Genomic DNA, 20,466 nt, shown 5'->3' on the forward strand with positions numbered 1-20,466 from the left:
ATTTGGGAATTTGACAATGTGAAAATTTGAAAATTAGATTAATGTTTGCCGGTGCTTGTTCAGGAAATTCAATAGCGAAAACCTGTTAGGTTTCTGAAAACCTAACAGGTTTAAAACTACTCATTCTATAATCTGCTTATCTGGTTATAGAAAAGCTGGTTCTGGCAGAATAGTTTAGTTTGGAATGCTAGACATGAAATCGTAACTTAAGTAAAGCCTACAAGATTTTACTCTGTTAAAATCAGCTATAAATGATTAAATACGTTGCGTTGGATAAGGTGAATTCTCTTTCTATCTGCCATATTTAGCCTTTTGTTTCCCCTATTTATATGAATATGAAGTATTATTTCTTCCTGCTCCTGCTATCCGTATTTGCTGCTTGTACGTCTAATACCACTTCTGTAAATAGTCCTTCCAAACGGGAGCAGACCAAAGTCCTGTTATATGCAGATAAAAATGCTTCTTCAGTAGAAGAGCAGCTACAGCAAGCAGCCACTAAAGCCGGGTGGACGGTTATTAAATCAACAGATGCCGCGTATTTACAAGATGATTCCCTGAAACAGATAAGCAGTATCGTATTACCTTTTTCCGCCGTTCAGTCACTAAACCACCGGGCAGTCACTTCTTTGAAAAGGTACCTGGAAGCTGGCGGTGGGGGAGTGGTGGCTATTAAAGATACCCTGCATACCCAGAATGGCTGGCCATGGCTGCAAACCTGGAATCAGTGGCAGACAGGTCAGGAGTTGAAACAAGATAATGGCAATGTAACAGCATTGCCAGCAGCTTTCTCAGCGGAGGAACTACAAAAAGCATTGAGCTATTCCATCGGAAAAAATACCACACCTGATTACACCAAAGCTACCACGTTGCCAGTACCAGATGCCAGCCGCTATACGTATACCGTACTGGCACAGGGAATGGATGAACCCATGGAAATGGCTATTCTGCCGAATAATAATGTACTCATTGTAGAACGGAAAGGGGCTGTGAAAGTATATGATGATAAGCTGAAGCAATTAAAAACCCTGGCCCAGTTTGAGGTGTTCAGCGGCATTGAAGATGGCTTACTGGGTGTGGCGCTAGACCCAAATTATGCTACCAATAAATGGGTGTATTTTTATTATGCAGTAGCCGGAGAGAAAGCCATTAACCGCTTGTCACGCATGGAACTCAGGGGTGATAGCCTGATCCGGTCTTCTGAAAAAACACTGTTGGAAGTGCCCATGCAACGGAAATATTGTTGCCATTCTGCCGGGTATTTGCATTTCGGGCCAGATGGGTTGCTCTATCTTTCTACCGGAGATAATACCAATGCCGAAGAAACGGAAGGCTACATTCCGATTGACGAACGTCCGGGCCGGCAGTTGGCCGATGACCAGGCAACAGCAGCCAATACCAATGATTTGCGGGGAAAAATACTGCGGATAAAGCCTGAGCCAGATGGCAGTTACTCTATTCCGGAAGGTAATCTATTTCCAAAAGGAACACCCAAAACCCGCCCGGAAATATATATTATGGGTAGCCGCAATCCGTACCGCTTTGCTGTCGATAGAAAAAACAATTTTTTGTACTGGGGAGATATTGGTCCGGATACCAAAGTGCTAGCTTCGGAAGGTACCTTGAGTTATGATGAAATTAACCAGGCCCGCAAACCAGGCTTTTATGGATGGCCCTACTTCCTGGGAGAAAATGAAGCCTTTCCTTATTATAATTATGCCACTAAAAAAGAAGGGCCAAAATTCAATCCATCGGAACCTATTAATGCCTCGCCCAATAATACTGGTTTGCGGGAGTTGCCGCCTGCCCAGAAAGCCATGATCTGGTATGGAGATGGTGCTTCTAAAAAGTTTCCCTTGGTAGGCAAAGGAGGGCAGAGTTTATTGGCTGGGCCAGTCTACTACAGTGATCTGTTTTCTGATGCACCCTTTAAATTATCTCCCTATTACGATGGAAAATTGATTATCTATGATTGGGTGCGGCGATGGTTTATGGCGGTTACCCTGGATGAGAATGGCAATTACTTGCGGATGGAGCCTTTCCTGGATCACCTGGAGTTTGTAGCACCTACTGATATACAATTCGCAGCCGATGGTTCCACCTATATTTTAGAGTATGGCACTAACTGGTTTGCTAAAAACTCAGATGCCAAACTGATCCGAGTGGAATATGCCGAAGGAAACCGCAAACCCATTGCCGATATTCAGGTGGATCACCTCTATGGAGCCGCCCCACTGCAAGCAAAACTATCGGCAGCTAATTCTAAAGACTATGATAAGAATGATCAGTTGCACTACCAATGGCAGATAGAGGGCAAGAATCTGGAAGGAAAAGAAGTGGCCTATACGTTTACCAAACCAGGCGCTTACGATGTTCAGCTTACCGTAACAGACAATCAGGGTGAAAGCAATAGGGCAACAGTTCAGGTAAAAGCAGGAAATGCTCCGCCAGTAGTGAATATTGCCACCACTGCCAACCGAACTTTCTACTGGGATAATACGAAGCTAGACTATACCGTAGAGGTTAGTGATCTGGAAGATAAAACGATTGACCCCAGCAAGGTAACTATATCGCTGAATTTCCTGCCACAAGGCAAAGATCTGGCAGTCGTGTTAACCAGCGGACAAGCCCCGCAGAATCTGCAATACGCCAGAGGCCAGTATCTGGTAAATACGCTAGACTGCAAAGCCTGCCATTCTCTGGACAAAGAATCAGTAGGCCCGGCCTATATGGCGGTTTCCAAACGATATGCAGGTAAAGCTGGTATCACAGATCAATTAGTAAATAAAGTGATTAAAGGAGGAAGTGGTAACTGGGGGCAACGGCCTATGTCATCTCATCCGGATTTACCTAAGGAAGATGCAAAAGAGATGGTACGGTATATTTTGTCTTTAACAGAAACGAATACCTCTTTACCCCTGCAGGGAAGTATTGCTCTAAAAGACCATATTGGGAAAAGTCAGGAAGGTTCTTACCTATTGATGGCTAGCTATACCGATAAAGGGGCAAATGGCATTGAACCGCTTCCTGCCCGCAAGTACATAGCCCTTCGCAATCCCTTAGTACAAATAGAGGATTTTGATGAAGGCACTGTCCGGCTTGGCACCATGACTACCTTGTTTATGACCTATGCTACTGGTATCCGCCACAGCAGCTATGTAAAGTTCAATCAACTTGACCTAACGCATGTGAATGGATTCACCTACCGGATGCAAGCACATGGAGCTGGCGGAACGATAGAAGTACACCTGGATAAAGCTGATGGTCCATTGGTCAGTAGTATAACCATCCCTGCCGGAAATATAGATGATCCTAAAAACGGATGGAAGGAAGTAGCTGCCCAGGTAAAACAAAAAGTAAATGGCATCCATGATATCTACTTCGTCTTCACCAATCCTAATGCGCAGAATAAGAATTTATTTAATATTGATTGGATCTATTTTTCTGGTAAACCTGCTGCTGTGACTAGTGCATTATCCAATAACTGATAAAATTGAGTGAGGCAATTATGTGCATTATTCCTCTGTATAAGGAGGTTATCCGTTTTGCTTCAATACAAAAGCTTTACTATATCTACATGCTATTAGGATTGAGACTTAACTCAAGATATCTCTTACGATACGCCCTTCTACATCGGTGAGGCGGAAACGGCGGCCCTGGTACTGGTAAAATAGTTTTTCATGGTCTATGCCTGCCAGGTGAAGCAAGGTGGCCTGGAAATCATGCACATGTACCGGATTGCTGGCTATGTTGTAGCCAAATTCATCCGTTTCGCCATAGCTAATTCCTGGTTTGATCCCAGCTCCGGCCATCCACATGGTGAAACAGCGGGGATGATGATCACGGCCGTAGTTATCTTTCGTAAGTTTACCCTGAGAGTAATTAGTACGGCCAAATTCTCCACCCCAGATCACTAAGGTATCTTCCAATAATCCGCGTTGCTTTAGGTCTTTTACCAGAGCCGCAGAAGCCTGGTCGGTGGCTTTGCATTGTTTGGTAATACCCTTTGGCAAATCTCCATGCTGATCCCATCCCTGATGGTAGAGTTGCACAAACTTTACATCCCGTTCCAGCAGCCTTCTGGCAAGCAAACAGTTGGCAGCAAAAGTACCAGGGTCACGGGAATCCTCGCCATACAGATCAAATACCCAGTCTGGCTCATCTGATAGATCGGTTACGCCTGGTACAGAGGTCTGCATCCGGAAAGCCATTTCATACTGAGCTATCCGGTTGTTAATTTCCGGATCGCCAACTTGCTCCAGTTGTGCCTGGTTCAGTTGGGTCAGGGCGTTCAGCATATCCCGCCTGTCTATCGTTCCATAGCCTTCCGGATTGTTTAGGTATAATACCGGGTCGGAACCCGCCCGGAGCTGAACTCCCTGGTGTTTAGAAGGTAAAAATCCATTGCCCCATAGCTTGGCAAATAAAGGTTGGTCTTTCTGTCCGTTTTTAGAAACCAATACAATAAATGCCGGCAAATTTTCATTATCTGACCCTAACCCATAACTAATCCATGAACCAATGCTGGGTCTGCCAGCTATCTGGTGTCCAGTCTGGAAAAAGGTGAGAGCCGGATCATGGTTAATTTGCTCAGTGTACATGGATTTGATAAAGCACAATTCATCTACTACACCACTCGTATAGGGCATGAGTTCACTTACCCAGGCACCGCTTTTCCCATGCTGTGCAAATTGATATGGCGAACCCACCATAGGCAAGGCCGATTGTCCGGCACTCATGCCGGTAAGCCGTTGCCCTTTTCGTACGGAATCTGGCAATTCCTGGCCATGCATTTTTTGAAGCATCGGTTTGTAGTCGAACAACTCCAACTGGGAAGGGCCTCCACTTTGAAATAAGTATACAATCCGCTTGGCTTTTGGCGGTATATGCGGTGCTTTTAAAATGCCTCCAGGATCGTCATTGGACAGTAGTTTTTGTGGGCCCAGCAAAGAACCCAAAGCCAGAGACCCCAGTCCTAAGGAGGCTTTGGCTAAGAATGACCGGCGGTTGAGTTTATCGGCTACTTGTTGTGCTAATTTTTCGTACATAGCTATGGATACAAGGATAAAACAAAATCAAATTATACTATCATATTGTCACCTTTGGGTAATAATCAGTAGAGATATACCTTACCGAAAGTTTTTGTCCTCCAGGTCCGGACGGGCCCCGCCTTTCCAACACTGCTCTATAGAATCCGCACATACCTGCTTCCAAAGCCAAAGATTCTATAAGGCAGCTTTTGGAAAGGCTGTTGTCAACACAGAATCTTTTTATTCAAATAGTATAAGTACAACATACAAAATAGGCATTATAAAAGTTTTCTCATGAAAGCTGGGTAATCCTAATCAATAGTCATTAGAATTAGTAGTTAATTTTTTCTCTACCTCCGGGTCAGGAAGGCATCGGAGTTTAAGATGGTACTGGCTACTACGGTGCCTGCCGCCAGAGCAGGAGTATCTATATCTCCGGTAAATTTGTATTCACCAGCTGATAACCAGCCTTTCATTTTATCCGGATATTGCTTGAATTTCTCTTGTTCGTTGGAATACAGTTTCTGAAGAATGGCTACTTCTTTTTCTGTCGGTTTGCGGCCGGTAAGTAGCCGGTACATATATACAATCTGCTCTTTTTCTGTGTTATACTCTCTGCCAGCTCTTTCAGCCAATACCTTGGCTGCTTCCACGAACTGCGGATCATTCAGTAGCACCAGGGCTTGAAGTGGGGTACTGGTTTGCTGCCGCTGCACGGTACAATTGCTCCGGTCAGGGGCATCGAATGTGTTCATGGAAGGGGGCGGATTGGTACGTTTCCAGAAAGTATATAGACTTCGGCGGTACAAAGCCTGTCCGGTATCTTGTTTGTATACGGTCATATTCACTGCCCATAAACCTTCCGGCTGATAGGGCTTTACACTGGGGCCACCCATTTTAGGCACTAGCAATCCACTGGCTGCTAAGGCGTTATCCCGGACCATTTCAGCTGTTAGGCGGAAGGCAGGACCTCTGGCAAGCAATATATTTTCCGGGTCTTTTTCCTGAAGTGCCGGCGAAGCATAGGACGATTGCCGGTAGGTAGCAGACATTACCATTAACTTTTGCAAGGCTTTTACATCCCATCCAGATTCCCTGAAATTAACAGCCAGATAATCCAGTAATTCCGGATGGCTGGGTAAGCCGCCCTGGTTACCAAAGTCATTGGCATTTTTATGAAGACCTTTTCCAAAGTAGATTTGCCAGTAACGGTTTACAGCGACTCGTGCTGTCAAAGGATTATCCGGATGTGTAAGCCATTTAGCCAAGCCAAGTCTGTTTTTAGGCAAATTCTTAGCATAAGGTAAAATACTGTTGGGTACGTCCGGGTTTACTTTATCTCCATAATTATCATATTGCCCACGTTTGAGCAGATACGTAGACCGCGGCTTTTCCATTTCCTCCATCACCATAATCTCAGGTATCTCTTCAACCACTTTATTTTTCTCTTCCCGCAATTTTTCCAGTTCTTTTAACCCTTTTTGGTATGCAGGTGAGAAATTGGCAAAGTAATAGTTAGCTAAAGCTTTTTCATCCTGCGTTTGTGGCTGAACCGACAAACCTTTTTGTGCTACTTGAACTAGTTCTGAAGCTTCCAGGGAAGTTAGTTCTCTGGTATAAATCAACAGATCATCTACTAAGCCATTTTTGAAACCTACACCCCGCCAGTCAGCTCCAACCTGCAAGCCGGGCTGATCCTCTCCGGTAAGTAAAATATCCTTATATAAATTATCTTTTTCTGTAATCATCGGAGCTTCTTTGCCGTCGATGTACAACTTCAAGCCATCTGCTTTACTGGATCCATCATAAGTCATCAGCAGGTGTAGCCATTGTTCTTTGGGCAGTTCTTTTTCTGTGATTTTGACAATGTTATTATATGGCCAGGTGTGGGCCATGAGCAATTCTACTTTACCTTCGCGAAGGTTGAGGAAATATCCCCGGAAATTATACAGAATGTCGCCATTCCCTTTGTGGAAGATCACCCCTTTCGATAAATCTTTGGGAATGTTGATCCATACACCAATAGAAAAAGGGTTAGCCCGGTTGAAAATACCTACTTTGCCCAGTTTCAGAATATCATCCCCATTGGATTGAAAAGCATTGCCAAACTTACCAGGGACGATTACCGGATCTAGCACCGTACCTTTGTCGTTGGCAGAAACTTCGTTAATGAACGCATCTTTTACCAGTTTATCAAACGTAAAATGGGCTTGTAATCCTTGAGCAGGATTGAATAAAGGCTTTTTTGAGTGAGTCATTTTCCATTCTTCGAACTCCTGTTTTTCATTCTCAATGATATGAGTAAGATCGTTTTCAGCTCCTTTTAATTGTTCATCGAAAAATTGAATCAGACTATCGTGCTTAGCTTCGGTTAACAGCATGGTAGGTACAGGCATGGCATCGTCCCAGGAAATCTGGCCTGCTTCTTCCACATTGTTAAAGAAGCTGAATACACTATAATAGTCTTTTTGAGAAATGGGATCATACTTATGGTCGTGGCAACGGGCACATTCCATGGTTACGCCTAAAAATGCCGTACCCAGGGTATTCGTTCGATCAGCCACATATTCCACCCGGAATTCTTCATTGACAATACCTCCTTCTACATTCTGGGCATGGTTCCGGTTAAAGCCAGTAGCCAGTTTCTGCTCCCGGGTAGGATTGGGCAACAGATCTCCAGCCATCTGCCAGGTAATAAACCGGTCATACGGTATATTCTCGTTAAAGGCTTTAATAACCCAGTCACGCCAGGGCCACATCGGGCGGTATCGGTCTACGGTATACCCATGCGTATCTGCAAAACGGGCTACATCTAGCCAGTCTACGGCCATTTTTTCTCCATAGTGAGGCGATTGCAACAAGCGGTCTACCACTTTTTCATAGGCATTTGGGGAATTGTCGGACAGGAAGGCATCTGTTTCTTCTAGGGTAGGTGGCAAGCCAGTCAGGTCAAGGGTAACTCTTCGAAGTAAGGTTTCTTTATCTGCTTCCGGAGAAGTTTTCAGGCCATTTTCCTCCAGTTTGTGTAGTACAAAATAGTCTATCGCATTCTTCGTCCATTCTTTCTCTTTTACTTGGGGTAGCGGCTTCTTTTCTGGTTTGATAAATGACCAGTGTGGTTTATATTCGGCTCCTTGCTCTATCCACTTTAGTAATATGGCTTTTTCATATGCTGTCAGTTCCCGGTTCGATTCTCTGGGCGGCATCATCACTTCTTCCTCGGTTGAAATGATGCGGTGGTATAGTTCACTTTTTGCCAAATTCCTAGGGACGATGGCAAATTTATCCGGGTGCTCTTCCAGTGGGGCCAAGGCTCCTTCCCTAGTAGCTAGTTCCAAACCGGCTTCCTGCTTGTTTTTATCCGGGCCATGGCAAAAAAAGCATTTATCGGAAAGAATTGGCCGTACATGCAGGTTATAATCAATAGTGGCGGGAAGTTGGTTTTCCAGGCTTGCAATTTCTTCAGGCTTGTCTACGCTGCAACTCTGTACAAAAAGAGTTATGCAGGTTATCCATATTAGCACACCTAGAATTAATAGCTTCTTATCCGGAGGATTCGTCATAGCGTGGTAAAGGTGGAATTAAGTATTCTAAAATAAAATCAAGCTTATGTAGTGAACATTGAGTGTTGACCTTACCGGGAGCTTTGCCCTCATGACCGGGCCGGCCTTGCTTTTGCAACACTGCTGTATACAATCCTCACAACCCAGCTCCCCATGCCAAAGCTTGTAAAAGGCGTCTTTTGCAAAAGCTGTTATCATTTTTAAATACATTTTAGCTAAAACAATAAATATACTTTTATCGAAAATTCTATAAAAAAATTATAACTAAACAGTAAAAGAGCGCAGGCTTGGAAAAATAGCGGGCCATGCGAAGGTTTGGTGCGGGGAAGCGTTGTTTTTCCTAGATTTTTCTTTGCATGGCACAAGGCTGGCTCAAAGCATGCGCTTTGCCCCTTTCTTTGTAGCAATGACACATCGAAGATTCATTAACTCCTTTAAAAATAAAACACATTGTTAATAAAGAAAGTAAGAAGGTATGGTCGACAATAAATAGTTTAAGAAAACTTCAATCATAATCAATAATCTGTGCATTATGCTAAAATTTCCCGTACTACCTTACCATGTACATCCGTTAACCGGTATCGTCTACCCTGGAATTTATAGGTAAGCTTTTCATGATCAATGCCGAGAATGTGCAGCAAGGTAGCCTGAAAGTCGTGGACATGTACCGGATCTTGGGCAATGTTATACCCAAATTCATCAGTGGCTCCATAAGAAAATCCTTTCTTTACACCAGCACCAGCCATAAAAATGGTAAAGCACTTATTATGATGATCACGGCCATAAGTATCGGCGGTTAGTCTGCCCTGAGAATAAGTGGTGCGTCCGAATTCACCTCCCCAGATGACGAGTGTATCTTCCAGTAAACCTCTTTGTTTCAAGTCCATAATCAGGGCAGCTGAACTCTGGTCGGTTTCTTTGCATTTCACAGGCAAGCCTTGCGGCAATCCCCCATGATGATCCCAGTCCCGGTGGTATAGTTGAATAAACTTTACCCCTTTTTCAGCCAGCCTCCGGGCAAGCAAGCAGTTGGCAGCAAAGGTGCCCGGCTTCCGGGAATCTGGTCCATACATATCATAGATGTAATCCGGCTCTTTGGAGATATCCATAATTTCCGGAACGGATGTTTGCATGCGGTAAGCCATTTCGTACTGGGAGATGCGGGCCTGAATATCCGGATCTTCGAATTCATCATACTGCATTTCCTGTAATTTATTCAGGTAATCGAGTTGCTCCCGCCGGCTGTCAGGTTCTACTCCAGGAGGATTAGAGAGATATAACACCGGGTTTTTTCCTGCCCGGAACTGTACCCCCTGATGTTCGGAAGGCAGGAATCCATTTCCCCACAACCGTGCATAAATCGGTTGTCCCACCTGGCCTTGTGTAACTAATACAACAAACGAAGGCAAATTTTCATTATCCGTCCCCAGACCATAACTCAACCAAGACCCAATAGAAGGCCTTCCTGGAAACTGAGAACCGCTTTGTATAAAAGTAATCGCCGGATCATGATTGATGGCATCCGTGTACATAGATTTGACAAAGCAAAGCTCGTCTACAATTTTGGAGGTGTGGGGCATCAATTCACTCATCCAGGCACCAGAGTTCCCATGTTGTTTGAAAGAAAAATGTGAACCCGCCACTGGAAAAGAGTTTTGTCCGGAAGACATACCAGTCAACCTGCCTTCACCCCGGATACTTCCAGGTAACTCATTTCCATTCATCTTATTGAGTGTAGGCTTATAGTCGAATAAATCCAGGTGGGAGGGACCGCCGCTTTGAAACAAGTAGATTACCCGTTTGGCCCGGGGTACAAAATGAGGTTGTCCTAATATGCCACCGCTGCTGTTTTCTATAATTTTCTTAGGGGTATTTGCATTACCAAAAATACTGAAGGGATTCAGCAAAGAGGCAATACTCACAGCTCCCAAACCTAACGAGGTTTTAGTTAGGAAATCTCTGCGGGTATATTTTGAGTTGAAATTGTTACAGCTAAAATTATCCATTGTACTTTATTTAAGGTCTTCTACTTATCGTTTCATATATGATTCATCGTGGTTGATCAGGGTACTGGCAACCATAGCTAAAGCAGCGGTTTTTGTTTTATTCATCCCAGATTCTTGCTTGTATTCACCCACCTGTAGCAACTCTTCGGCTTGTTTGCTGTTTTTGCTGAAGCGAGTATACTGTGACTGGTATAATTCTTTCAACAAATCAATTTCCTGGTGTCTGGGTTTCCGGCCGGTAGTTAGGCGGAAGGCAAGTTCTAGTTGCTTTTCCAGTTCTGCTCCTGCTTCTTTCTGCACCCTAACGGCCAGTACTCTAGCGGCTTCCACAAACTGCGGATCATTCAGCAGAACCAACGCTTGCAGAGGCGTATTGGTAATTTCCCGTTTCACCATACACACATCGCGGGCTGTGGCATCAAACGCAATCATGGCCGGATGGGGGGAAGTACGGCGGATAAAGGAATACATACTCCGGCGGTATAAACTGTCTCCTTTGCTGGGCACATAATCAAACAGCATGTGCGAAAAATTGTTCTTCTCTGTCCAAAGCCCTTCTGGCTGATAGGGTTTCACACTCTCTCCACCAACCCAGCTGACCAGGAGGCCACTGGCAGCTAGGGCATTATCCCGGATCATTTCCGCTGGCAGGCGGTATTGTGGACCTCTGGCTAAATACAGGTTCTCGGCATCTATGGCTAACGTTTCTTTATTGGCCTTGGAGCTTTGCCGGTACGTGGCCGACATTACAATCAGTTTCATTAGTTTTTTTACATCCCAGCCAGATTCCCGGAAGGAAACAGCCAGCCAGTCGAGCAGTTGCGGATGGGTGGGTAAATTGCCCTGGTTGCCAAAGTCATGAGCCGTTTTCACCAGACCTTTTCCAAAAAACAGTTGCCAGTAGCGGTTTACGGTTACACGTGCAGTCAATGGATTCCTCGCATCAAACAGCCATTTAGATAATCCCAGGCGGTTTTTGGGTAGATTATCTGGAAAACTCAATACACTCTCCGGAGTAGCTGGCTGTACTTTTTCTTTGGGCGCATCATACTGGCCGCGGTTCAAAACAAAGGCAGGTCTGGGTTTAGACATTTCCTCCATCACCATAATTTCAGGCACCCTATTCATCAGTTTTACCTTTGCTTCCCGTAAAGAGGCTAATTCCTGTGCAATGGTCTGGTATCGGGGATTTTGGGATATACTAAATTCCTGCTGTAAATGATTATCCGGCTGAATAGCAGGATTAGCTAACCTGGCTACTTCCAGGGAAGTTAAAGCCCGGTTGTACAGGTATATCTCATCCATCATTCCCTTATAAATGCCAAACTCCCCGGTAAAAGCCCGGTAACTTCTGCCAATTTTCAGCGGCCTTATCTGGGAAAGATGTTTTACATCATCAATTGTCTTGATGGTTTTGTACAAGCGGTCGTACGGAGTGGCTGTGTTGTCTTTTTCGCCGTTGATGTACAATCGGATGCCAGAAGCTTTGCCGGAACCATCATAACTAAAGGCCACATGGGTCCAGGTATTTAAGGAAATTTCCTGGGTAGACCGGACATGTAGGTAGTTATGCGGAAGAGAATGAATCAGCCTTGCTGCCAGATGATTGGTAGAATCCAGGTAAAATTCCCATCCCCGCCAGAAGTTATTTTTATTACCAGTATTGCCAATTAAGGTTTGGGTTTTATCTTTTTCTTTTTTGGAAGTGTTGATCCACATACCTACCGAAAAGGATTCGTGCAGTTCATAATTTCCTTTTTCATTCAGAAACACTTCATCAAACTCATCATTAAAGAGTAAGGCTTTTCCAACCTTTCCTTCTACTAATTCAGGTGTACCGGGAGAGTAATATGAGGGGGTGCCATCAAAATGGAGTTCCTGTTTGGTTACATTGTATTTGTCCTTCTTAAGGACGGCTTTCTGTTTCTCAAATGGCAAATAAACTACCGGTTTTGCAGCAGCTTCTTTCGGAATAGCAGTAGAAATAAACTGTACAATGGCATCTGTGTTTTCTGAAGAGAGTTTTAATTCTTTTTCTTTGTCTGCAATTTGCTTATCCAGCTGGGCTATTTCTTTTTCTGTTTTTTCATCTGGTAGCAGCAGCATAGGGCCATAATTTCCATCGTCGCCGGTCATGCCCAGTTCTTTTACATTGTTGAAGAAAGCGGAGAGCGAGTAATAGTCTTTTTGAGTAATGGGATCAAATTTATGGTCGTGGCACTGGGCACATTCTACCGTTAAGCCCAGATAAGCTGTTCCAATGGTGTTGGTGCGGTCGAATACATATTTCAGCCGGAATTCTTCATCAATTACGCCTCCTTCGGCTGTCATCGGGTGGTTGCGGTTAAAGGCCGTGGCCAGTATCTGCTCTTTGGTTGCATTGGGCAGTAAATCGCCTGCTATTTGCCAGGTACTGAACTGATCATAGGGCATATTATTTTTAAATGCTTTAATGACCCAGTCTCGCCAAGGCCACATCATGCGCCAGCCATCGGCATGCATTCCATGGGAGTCGGCATAGCGGGCAACATCCAGCCATTCCATGGCCATGCGTTCAGCATAGGCATCGGTTTTGAGCAGCCGGTCTACTACTTTTTCATAAGCCTGGGGTGATTTGTCATTCAGGAAAGCATCTATCTCGGCAATGGTAGGCGGTAAGCCGGTGAGGTCCATGGTCACCCGGCGGAGCAAGCGTTCTTTGTCTGCTTCTGGTGACTGTTTTAATCCTTTGCTTTCCAGCGTAGCCAGAACAAAATTGTCTATCGGGTTATGTACGTTCCATGTTTTGTTTTTTACTTCCGGTACTTCTGGTTTTTCAGGAGCTATAAAAGCCCAGTGAGGTTTATATTCGGCTCCTTGATCAATCCATTTAATGAGGGTGGCTTTTTCTTCGGGCGTTAACACCATATTGGAGCTGGCTGGTGGCATTTGCTCTTCCGGGTCTTCTGACAGTATCCGTCTTACCAGTTCACTTTTATGCAGGCTTCCAGGGACAACGGCCTTCCCATTGCCGGAAGACAAAGCGGCAAAAGCTCCTTCTGCTATATCTAACCGCAAGTCTGCTTCCCTGGTATTTTTGTCTGGCCCGTGGCAAGCAAAGCAGCGGTCAGATAAAATAGGTTTGATGTGCAGGTTAAAATCTACCTTATCCGGAACTTTGTTTGCTGCCTGGGCAATTTCTTCCGGGAGAGTTACCTGCTGGCAACCATAACTCAGCAGTACAGCAAAAACAAGGACGATAAACCATGTTGAATGACGTGCCATAAACAAAATTACGAAAGTCAGTCTTGGAAACTTTTAAAAGAATATTCGATTAGTAATATAAAATTTTTTCTATAGCAATCCTACCATATCTATTCTTTTTCGTCGGGAAATACCTTTTGAAAGAGTTGTAAGTGAAGACATTACTTATAAGTTTTATCTGGTTAGCCTCGCATTGAACGGATGCTACCGGACAGATTTATGAGACCATTGAAACAACTTATAGGGGCTTTGCCTTACTGTGCTGTATGAGGGTTAGCTAACTGCTGAATCCTTCACCTATGTTACGGTTTTTTAATTTTGAACTTAGGTAGCTTTCTTTTTTATTGCAGCATGAAAAAATTGAGTCTACTTTTTTTCGCCTGTATCGTTTTATTCGTCACCTTAGAAGCTATGGCACAACAGGCATTGGTACTTTCCAACTACACTTTTTCTGAGACAAACACCCTAATTGGCACTATTTCCGGTAGAGAGCCAGGAAGTTCGTTTACCAATCTTAAACTGGTAGGACCAGGTAGTGCTATGTTCACCATTGATAAGAACAAAAAGCTGCATTTTAAGAAAGGAGCCAAAAGTACCGATGCGATATACCACGATGTAGTTATAGAATACCAGACGCAGGCGGGAAAATTTACCGATACTCTCCGGGTAGTAAAAGACCAGTTTATCCGAAACCAGGTAATTGCCCACCGGGGAGCCTGGAAACAGCGGGGCACCACCGAAAACTCCATTGCCGCCCTGCAACATGCCATTCAATTAGGGTGCATGGGAAGTGAGTTTGATGTGCATATGTCGGCAGATTCTGTGCTGGTTGTTAACCATGATCATACGGTTGGCCAGGTGCCCATTGAAACAACACCTGCCTCCGAACTAGCACAACTGAAACTAAGCAACGGCGAAAATCTGCCAACAGTGGAAGCTTACCTGAAAGAAGGCATGAAGCAGAACAAGACTAAACTGATCCTGGAAATAAAAGCCTCTAAAGTGAGCAAAGAACGGTCTGTTGCTTTGGCCCGGAAAGTGGTGCAAATGGTAGAAGGCCTGAAAGCCCAGGGCTGGACTGATTATATTAGTTTTGATTATGATGTCTGTAAAACCGTGATGCAATTGGCACCCTATGCAAAGGTAGCTTACCTGAATGGCGACAAATCTCCGGCTGAACTGGCTTCCGACAAATTCTTTGGCCTGGATTATCATTATAGTGTGTTGAAAAAGAATGAAAACTGGCTGCAAGAGGCCAAGAAGCACAAGATTACCGTAAACGTGTGGACAGTAAATGACAAAGAACTAATGCAGTGGTTTCTGGATAGAAAAGTGGAGTTTATTACGACCAATGAACCAGAAATGCTGCTTGAGCTAATTAAATAGCTACCTGCACAACGCCAATGCTTTATGATTGTATAAATTCAACTACCGGAAAGTCATGTTTGAGTTTTTAATAGGATATGGTGGCGGAGTTGATAAGGGTTTTGATGAAGAAATAAGAGAATACCTTAGTCCCATGTATAAAGATACATATCCATTTTTCATTGGTACTATGAAGCAATTTCCGCGTGTAGAAGTTTCTGCCGGGTATGTGTTCCCGAAAGTAAAAACAGAAAAAAAGAAGAAGCTTAGAGAATAGCTTCTATTTTATTAGTAAGTTCCCTTCTTACAGATAAGTACGTCTATTCAACCGGCAGCATGGTCAGATTGCTTGATTGCCTGAAAGGGATAATAAAAGGCAGGAGTTGGAAGAGACAAAAATATATGTACTGTACAGTATCCAGCCGCCTTGTATATCTATAAGATAAATAGCATTTTTGGCAAGCCTACTTAATCAGGCACGTTTTCTTATACCACCTATCAGGTGTATCGTATATGAACTGCAGAAAATTCATCCATTCTCTATCCCTTGTCGGTGGTACACTGGCTTATAGGTTAGGAATATTTTACCTTTCAACTGTCCATGCTGGAAAACACTGGAAGTTATAGCCGAAAAACAGTCAAGGGTAGCCCATTATTAGAACAGACAATGGCGAATGTATCCATACAGAAAGTAGCTGTTACAGAGAGTGCCAGTAAACAGGCAAGGAGTTATACACCTGCCTTGGTATCTCTGGCTGTGTTATATTTTATGATGGGGTTTATTACTTGTCTGAACGATACGCTGGTGCCTTTTTTTAAAAAGGGTTTTACCTTAAGTTATGCTCAATCTTCCCTGGTGCAGTTCTACTTTTTCGTGACCTATGGCATTATGTCTTTTCCGGCCAGTAAGGTGGTAGAACGGATCGGCTATAAAAATGGTATGATTGCCGGGTTTTCTATAGCAGCCATAGGGGCCTTGCTGTTTTTTCCGGCTTCTATGCTTCATCAGTATGCTATATTTTTGGCGGCACTGTTTATTCTGGCTATTGGCATTGTATTGTTGCAGGTAGCAGCTAATCCGTATATTACCATTTTGGGGCAACCCAGAACGGCATCTTCCAGGCTTACCCTTATTCAGGCAGTGGGTTCTATCGGCACTACAGTAGCTCCGATTTTTGGGGCTTATTTTATCTTATCCCGCTTGCAAGATTCCACTGCCTCCAGTGAGGCCGTAAAATATCCTTACCTTGGTGTAGCCGCTTTATTAGTAGGTATTGCCTTTGTCGTTTCCCAGTTGAAATTACCAGCTGTTAACCCACAGCCGGGCATCAAAGAAAATATTCTTCCGGGAAATGCTAGCAGTGTTTTTTCATTCCGCAACCTGAATTTTGGGGTCTGGGCTATTTTCTTTTATGTAGGAGCTGAGGTATCTATTGGCACCTTTCTGACCAATTATATTTCCGATACAGTACATATTCCGGAGGAAGAAGCCAATCGTTTGGTGGCGTTTTATTGGGGAAGTATGTTAGCAGGCAGGCTTACCGGGTATTTTTTGCTGAAGTTGATCAAGCCTGCCTATGTATTGTCGGCTTCCGCTGCACTAGCCATCCTGCTGATTATTGTATCGGTTACGTCTTCCGGCTATGTAGCCGTTTGGACCATGATTGCTGTGGGACTTAGCAATTCTATTATGTTTGCTACTATATTTTCTTTATCTGTCAATGGCTTGGGTACCTATACTACACAGGCTTCGGGCATGTTATCTACAGCTATTGTAGGAGGGGCAGTTATTACTTTTGCTCAGGGGTTTGTAAAAGATTTAGCCACCTGGCCTCTGGCTTTTATGATTCCGCTTGCCTGCTATGTCTATATCCTGTACTTTGGGCTAAATGGCTATAAGTCAACCTACACAGCACTTACAGAGTGATCTGCCAGGGATGAATTGAAAATAACTTTATCACCTTATCACCAATAACTTTAGTTGCCCAGATAGATCAACCAGATAGATCAATATTCATGAATAGAAGAAATTTTATTGAATTGTTATCAGCCGGAAGTGGTGTAATGGCTTCTGCTTCTTTCTTAAGTTTCCCTGCTTCTGCCCATGCTGCCTCTAGCCGCCTGTTTGCCAAAGGCAATGAGTATGCAGCCGATGTAGTAATTGCCGGAGGTGGGTTGGGAGGGGTGGCGGCCGCATTGGCCTCTCTCCGAAATGGGCTGCGGGTTATTCTGACGGAAGAAACCGACTGGCTTGGCGGACAAATTTCCCAGCAAGGCGTTCCGCCGGATGAGCATCAGTGGATAGAAACACATGGTGCAACCAGGTTGTACCGCGATTTCCGCACGGCCGTTAGGGAATATTATAAACGCAATTATCCGCTAACCGACGATGCCAGAGCCCGCACCCATCTGAATCCTGGCGATGGGTCTGTTTCCAGGTTATGTCATGAGCCACGCGTAACGGTGGCCGTGCTGCAAGATATGCTCAATCCGTACCTGAGTTCCGGGCAGTTAACCTTGCTGATGGAGCATAAAGTGGTGGGAGCCGATGTAGCTGGAGATAAAGTACGTGCGTTAAAAGCCAGAAGCATACGGAGTAACAAAGAACTGATTCTCTCGGCTCCCTATTTTGTGGATGCCACCGAGCTAGGCGACCTGCTTCCGCTGACTAAAACAGAATATGTAACTGGCACAGAATCTAAAAAGGAGACCAGGGAATTACATGCACCTGACAAGGCATATCCGGATAATGAGCAGGCTTTTACGGTATGCTTTGCAATGGACTATGTTCCGGGAGCGAATAACGTAATTGATAAACCGGCCGAATATGATTTCTGGCGGAATCATGTGCCGAAGTTGACTCCCGCCTGGTCCGGGAAGTTACTGGATCTCAACTATTCAAGTCCTTCTACGCTGGAACCTAAAGCTCTGGGCTTTCATCCCGAAGGCATTGCTACCGGTTCTGCACTGAATTTGTGGAATTACCGCCGGATCATTAATAAAAATAACTTCAAGCCTGGCACCTATCCCGGAGATATTACTATCGTCAACTGGCCACAGAATGATTATATGCTGGGAAAATTAACCGATGTGCCAGAGAAGGAATTCAACAAGCATGTAGACCGGGCCAAACAACTCAGTTTATCACTTTTCTACTGGCTGCAAACCGAAGCTCCCCGCCCCGATGGTGGGCAAGGCTGGGCAGGTCTGCGCCTGCGTGGCGATGTAATGGGCACAGAAGACGGCTTAGCCAAATATCCCTATATCCGGGAGTCTCGCCGCATTAACGCCTTGTTTACGGTGCTGGAAGAGCATGTAGGTACGGCCAACCGGGCATTAGTCACCGGAAAACAAACCGGAAATACTGCTGCTGATTTTTACGACAGTGTAGGCATTGGCTACTACCACATAGACCTGCATCCCAGCAGTGCCGGAAATAATTACATAGATTTTGGTTCTTTACCTTTTCAGATTCCGCTGGGTGCCTTGCTGCCAAAACGGGTAGAAAACCTGTTGCCAGCCAATAAAAATATTGGTACTACCCATATTACCAATGGCTGTTACCGCTTGCATCCGGTAGAATGGAGCATTGGCGAATCGGTTGGTTTACTGGTAGCCTATTCGCTGAACAAAAAAGTAATTCCCCGGGCGGTGCGGGAGAAAGATGCTTTGCTGAAAGAATTCCAGAATAGGGTGCGGTCCCAGGGCATAGAAACCCATTGGCCCAAATCGGAGAATTAATACATAGCCACAACGCCAGAAAATGCCTTCTGGCGTTGTGGGTTTCATAAACGTCCGTAAAATCTGCAGGCAGCTTAAATTTGAGCCAATACTCTCCGCCAGACAAGCAGACAGGCACCAATTACGCCGGCTTCTTCACCAAGTTTGGTCATTTTCAGCTCAGTGGCATTGTTCAGCAGGCTTAATGAATATTTGTTAATGGCACTTTTAATGGGAAGGCGGATATAGTCATCTGTTGCGGCCAGGCTTCCTCCCAATATCACGAGTTCGGGGTTAAAAATATTGATCAGCAAGGCGATACCCCGGCCAATGTTTTCTCCAATTTTGCCGATCAGGTCTATTGCCAGGATATCATCATTATTCGCTGCCTGAATAATATCTTCCAGTTCTATGTCTTCGGGGTTGGTTTTTGTCTGGGTAACAATAGAGGAGGAACCAGCAGTGAGTTGTTCCCGGAACAAGCGGAGCAAGGCAGCTCCGGAAGCTTCCGTTTCCAGGCATCCTTTTTTTCCGCAGTGACACATAATCTCGTTAGTAAATAAAGGAATATGGCCCAGTTCCCCGGAAAAGCCCGATTTGCCATGGTATAGTTGCCCGTTTATAAGTATGCCAACCCCAATTCCATAGTCCATGTTCAGGAAAAGTACATTTCTCTCTCCTTGTACATTGCCTACACAAAACTCTCCATAAGCCATGGCCCTGGAATCGTTCTCCAGAAACACCCGTATACCCACTTTGGCTTCTATAATTTTACTTAATGGTTCTTCATTGAAATAAAAATAACTATAGCTATAGCCAGTAGCATGGTTGATCCGACCGGTTAAGTTTACGCCAATACCCAGGATTTTTTCTTTGGCTATGGCAAGTCCGTCAATAAAATTATTAATGATGCCGCATAACCTATCCAGTGATTCTTTGCTGTTAATTAGCGGGTAAGCCACCCGTTTTGTGACCTTAATCAGGTTCTTTTGCAGGTCGGAAAGGCCAATGTTAATGTGGTTATGTTTAACATCTACGCCGATAAAAAAGCCGGATTCCGGAACCAGTCCGTATAAATTTGGTTTGCGCCCGCCGGAAGATTCCAGTTTTCCATAATCCTGTACCAGCCCTTCGCTGATCAGATCGTTAAGCAGCATGGTAACTTTAGGAACACTTAAATTTAATTCTTTGCACAGATCGGCAATTGTTGCATTTCCGGTATTAGAGAAATAGCCCAGTACCGTTTTTTTTAAATTGACATTTTTGTAGGCTACGCCACTGATATTTTCACTGTTTAGTTCTTTTAAAAAGGGTTTGGTCATAAAATTTACAGAATGAACATAATAGGTCTACCAGAGTCAGGGAGATACGCTGGCTAATTAAATTTCAAGTAATGAGCTTACAACAGAAGTTTTTTTGGAATAGCTAGTATAAGCAGTAGTAACTTTTTTAATTATTTAATTTCAAAATTAAACTTAGTTAATTAATCTGAGTACATGTCAAAAGTTTGCCAAGAGCCTCCAAAGTTGTAATATGAGGTTG

General features: G+C 44.2%; 10 protein-coding genes. 5 read left to right on the plus strand and 5 right to left on the minus strand.

Features of this window, described 5'->3' with window-relative positions; genetic code table 11:
• The first annotated feature begins 329 nt into the window (after positions 1 to 329).
• Complete coding sequence (locus Q0590_RS33180; RefSeq protein WP_302041974.1) at positions 330 to 3,485, plus strand: PQQ-dependent sugar dehydrogenase; 3,156 nt, start codon at positions 330 to 332, stop codon at positions 3,483 to 3,485.
• 108 nt (positions 3,486 to 3,593) lie between these two features.
• Here the strand turns inward: Q0590_RS33180 and Q0590_RS33185 are convergent, their stop codons facing one another.
• The 4 genes from Q0590_RS33185 to Q0590_RS33200 all read right to left on the minus strand — a co-directional run bounded on the left by Q0590_RS33185 (position 3,594) and on the right by Q0590_RS33200 (position 13,860).
• The gene (locus tag Q0590_RS33185) at positions 3,594 to 5,045 is read right to left on the minus strand and encodes a DUF1501 domain-containing protein (protein ID WP_302041975.1); all 1,452 of its coding nucleotides are present in this window, start codon (positions 5,043 to 5,045) and stop codon (positions 3,594 to 3,596) included.
• A 332-nt stretch (positions 5,046 to 5,377) separates the two neighbouring features.
• Complete coding sequence (locus Q0590_RS33190) at positions 5,378 to 8,590, minus strand: DUF1553 domain-containing protein (RefSeq protein WP_302041976.1); 3,213 nt, start codon at positions 8,588 to 8,590, stop codon at positions 5,378 to 5,380.
• Between the two features lie 530 nt (positions 8,591 to 9,120).
• Positions 9,121 to 10,596, minus strand: a complete 1,476-nt coding sequence (locus tag Q0590_RS33195; protein WP_302041977.1) for a DUF1501 domain-containing protein — start codon at positions 10,594 to 10,596, stop codon at positions 9,121 to 9,123.
• A 24-nt stretch (positions 10,597 to 10,620) separates the two neighbouring features.
• Positions 10,621 to 13,860, minus strand: a complete 3,240-nt coding sequence (locus Q0590_RS33200) for a DUF1553 domain-containing protein (protein ID WP_302041978.1) — start codon at positions 13,858 to 13,860, stop codon at positions 10,621 to 10,623.
• Positions 13,861 to 14,250: 390 nt separating this feature from the next.
• On the opposite strand from Q0590_RS33200, the gene Q0590_RS33205 reads away from it, so the two are divergent.
• From Q0590_RS33205 to Q0590_RS33220, 4 genes are all read left to right on the plus strand, one after another.
• The gene (locus tag Q0590_RS33205) at positions 14,251 to 15,225 is read left to right on the plus strand and encodes a glycerophosphodiester phosphodiesterase (RefSeq protein WP_302041979.1); all 975 of its coding nucleotides are present in this window, start codon (positions 14,251 to 14,253) and stop codon (positions 15,223 to 15,225) included.
• Between the two features lie 55 nt (positions 15,226 to 15,280).
• Positions 15,281 to 15,481 (plus strand): hypothetical protein, encoded by a 201-nt coding sequence (locus Q0590_RS33210; RefSeq protein ID WP_302041980.1) that lies wholly within the window; start codon positions 15,281 to 15,283, stop codon positions 15,479 to 15,481.
• 324 nt (positions 15,482 to 15,805) lie between these two features.
• Entirely contained in the window at positions 15,806 to 17,131 is a 1,326-nt protein-coding gene (locus Q0590_RS33215) for a sugar MFS transporter (RefSeq protein ID WP_302041981.1), read from the plus strand.
• 89 nt (positions 17,132 to 17,220) lie between these two features.
• Complete coding sequence (locus Q0590_RS33220) at positions 17,221 to 18,945, plus strand: FAD-dependent oxidoreductase (RefSeq protein WP_302041982.1); 1,725 nt, start codon at positions 17,221 to 17,223, stop codon at positions 18,943 to 18,945.
• 74 nt (positions 18,946 to 19,019) lie between these two features.
• Here the strand turns inward: Q0590_RS33220 and Q0590_RS33225 are convergent, their stop codons facing one another.
• Entirely contained in the window at positions 19,020 to 20,246 is a 1,227-nt protein-coding gene (locus Q0590_RS33225; RefSeq protein ID WP_302041983.1) for an ROK family transcriptional regulator, read from the minus strand.
• Between the last annotated feature and the right edge of the window lie 220 nt (positions 20,247 to 20,466).

The sequence above is a fragment of the Rhodocytophaga aerolata genome, assembly GCF_030503435.1.
GTDB lineage: Bacteria > Bacteroidota > Bacteroidia > Cytophagales > 172606-1 > Rhodocytophaga > Rhodocytophaga aerolata.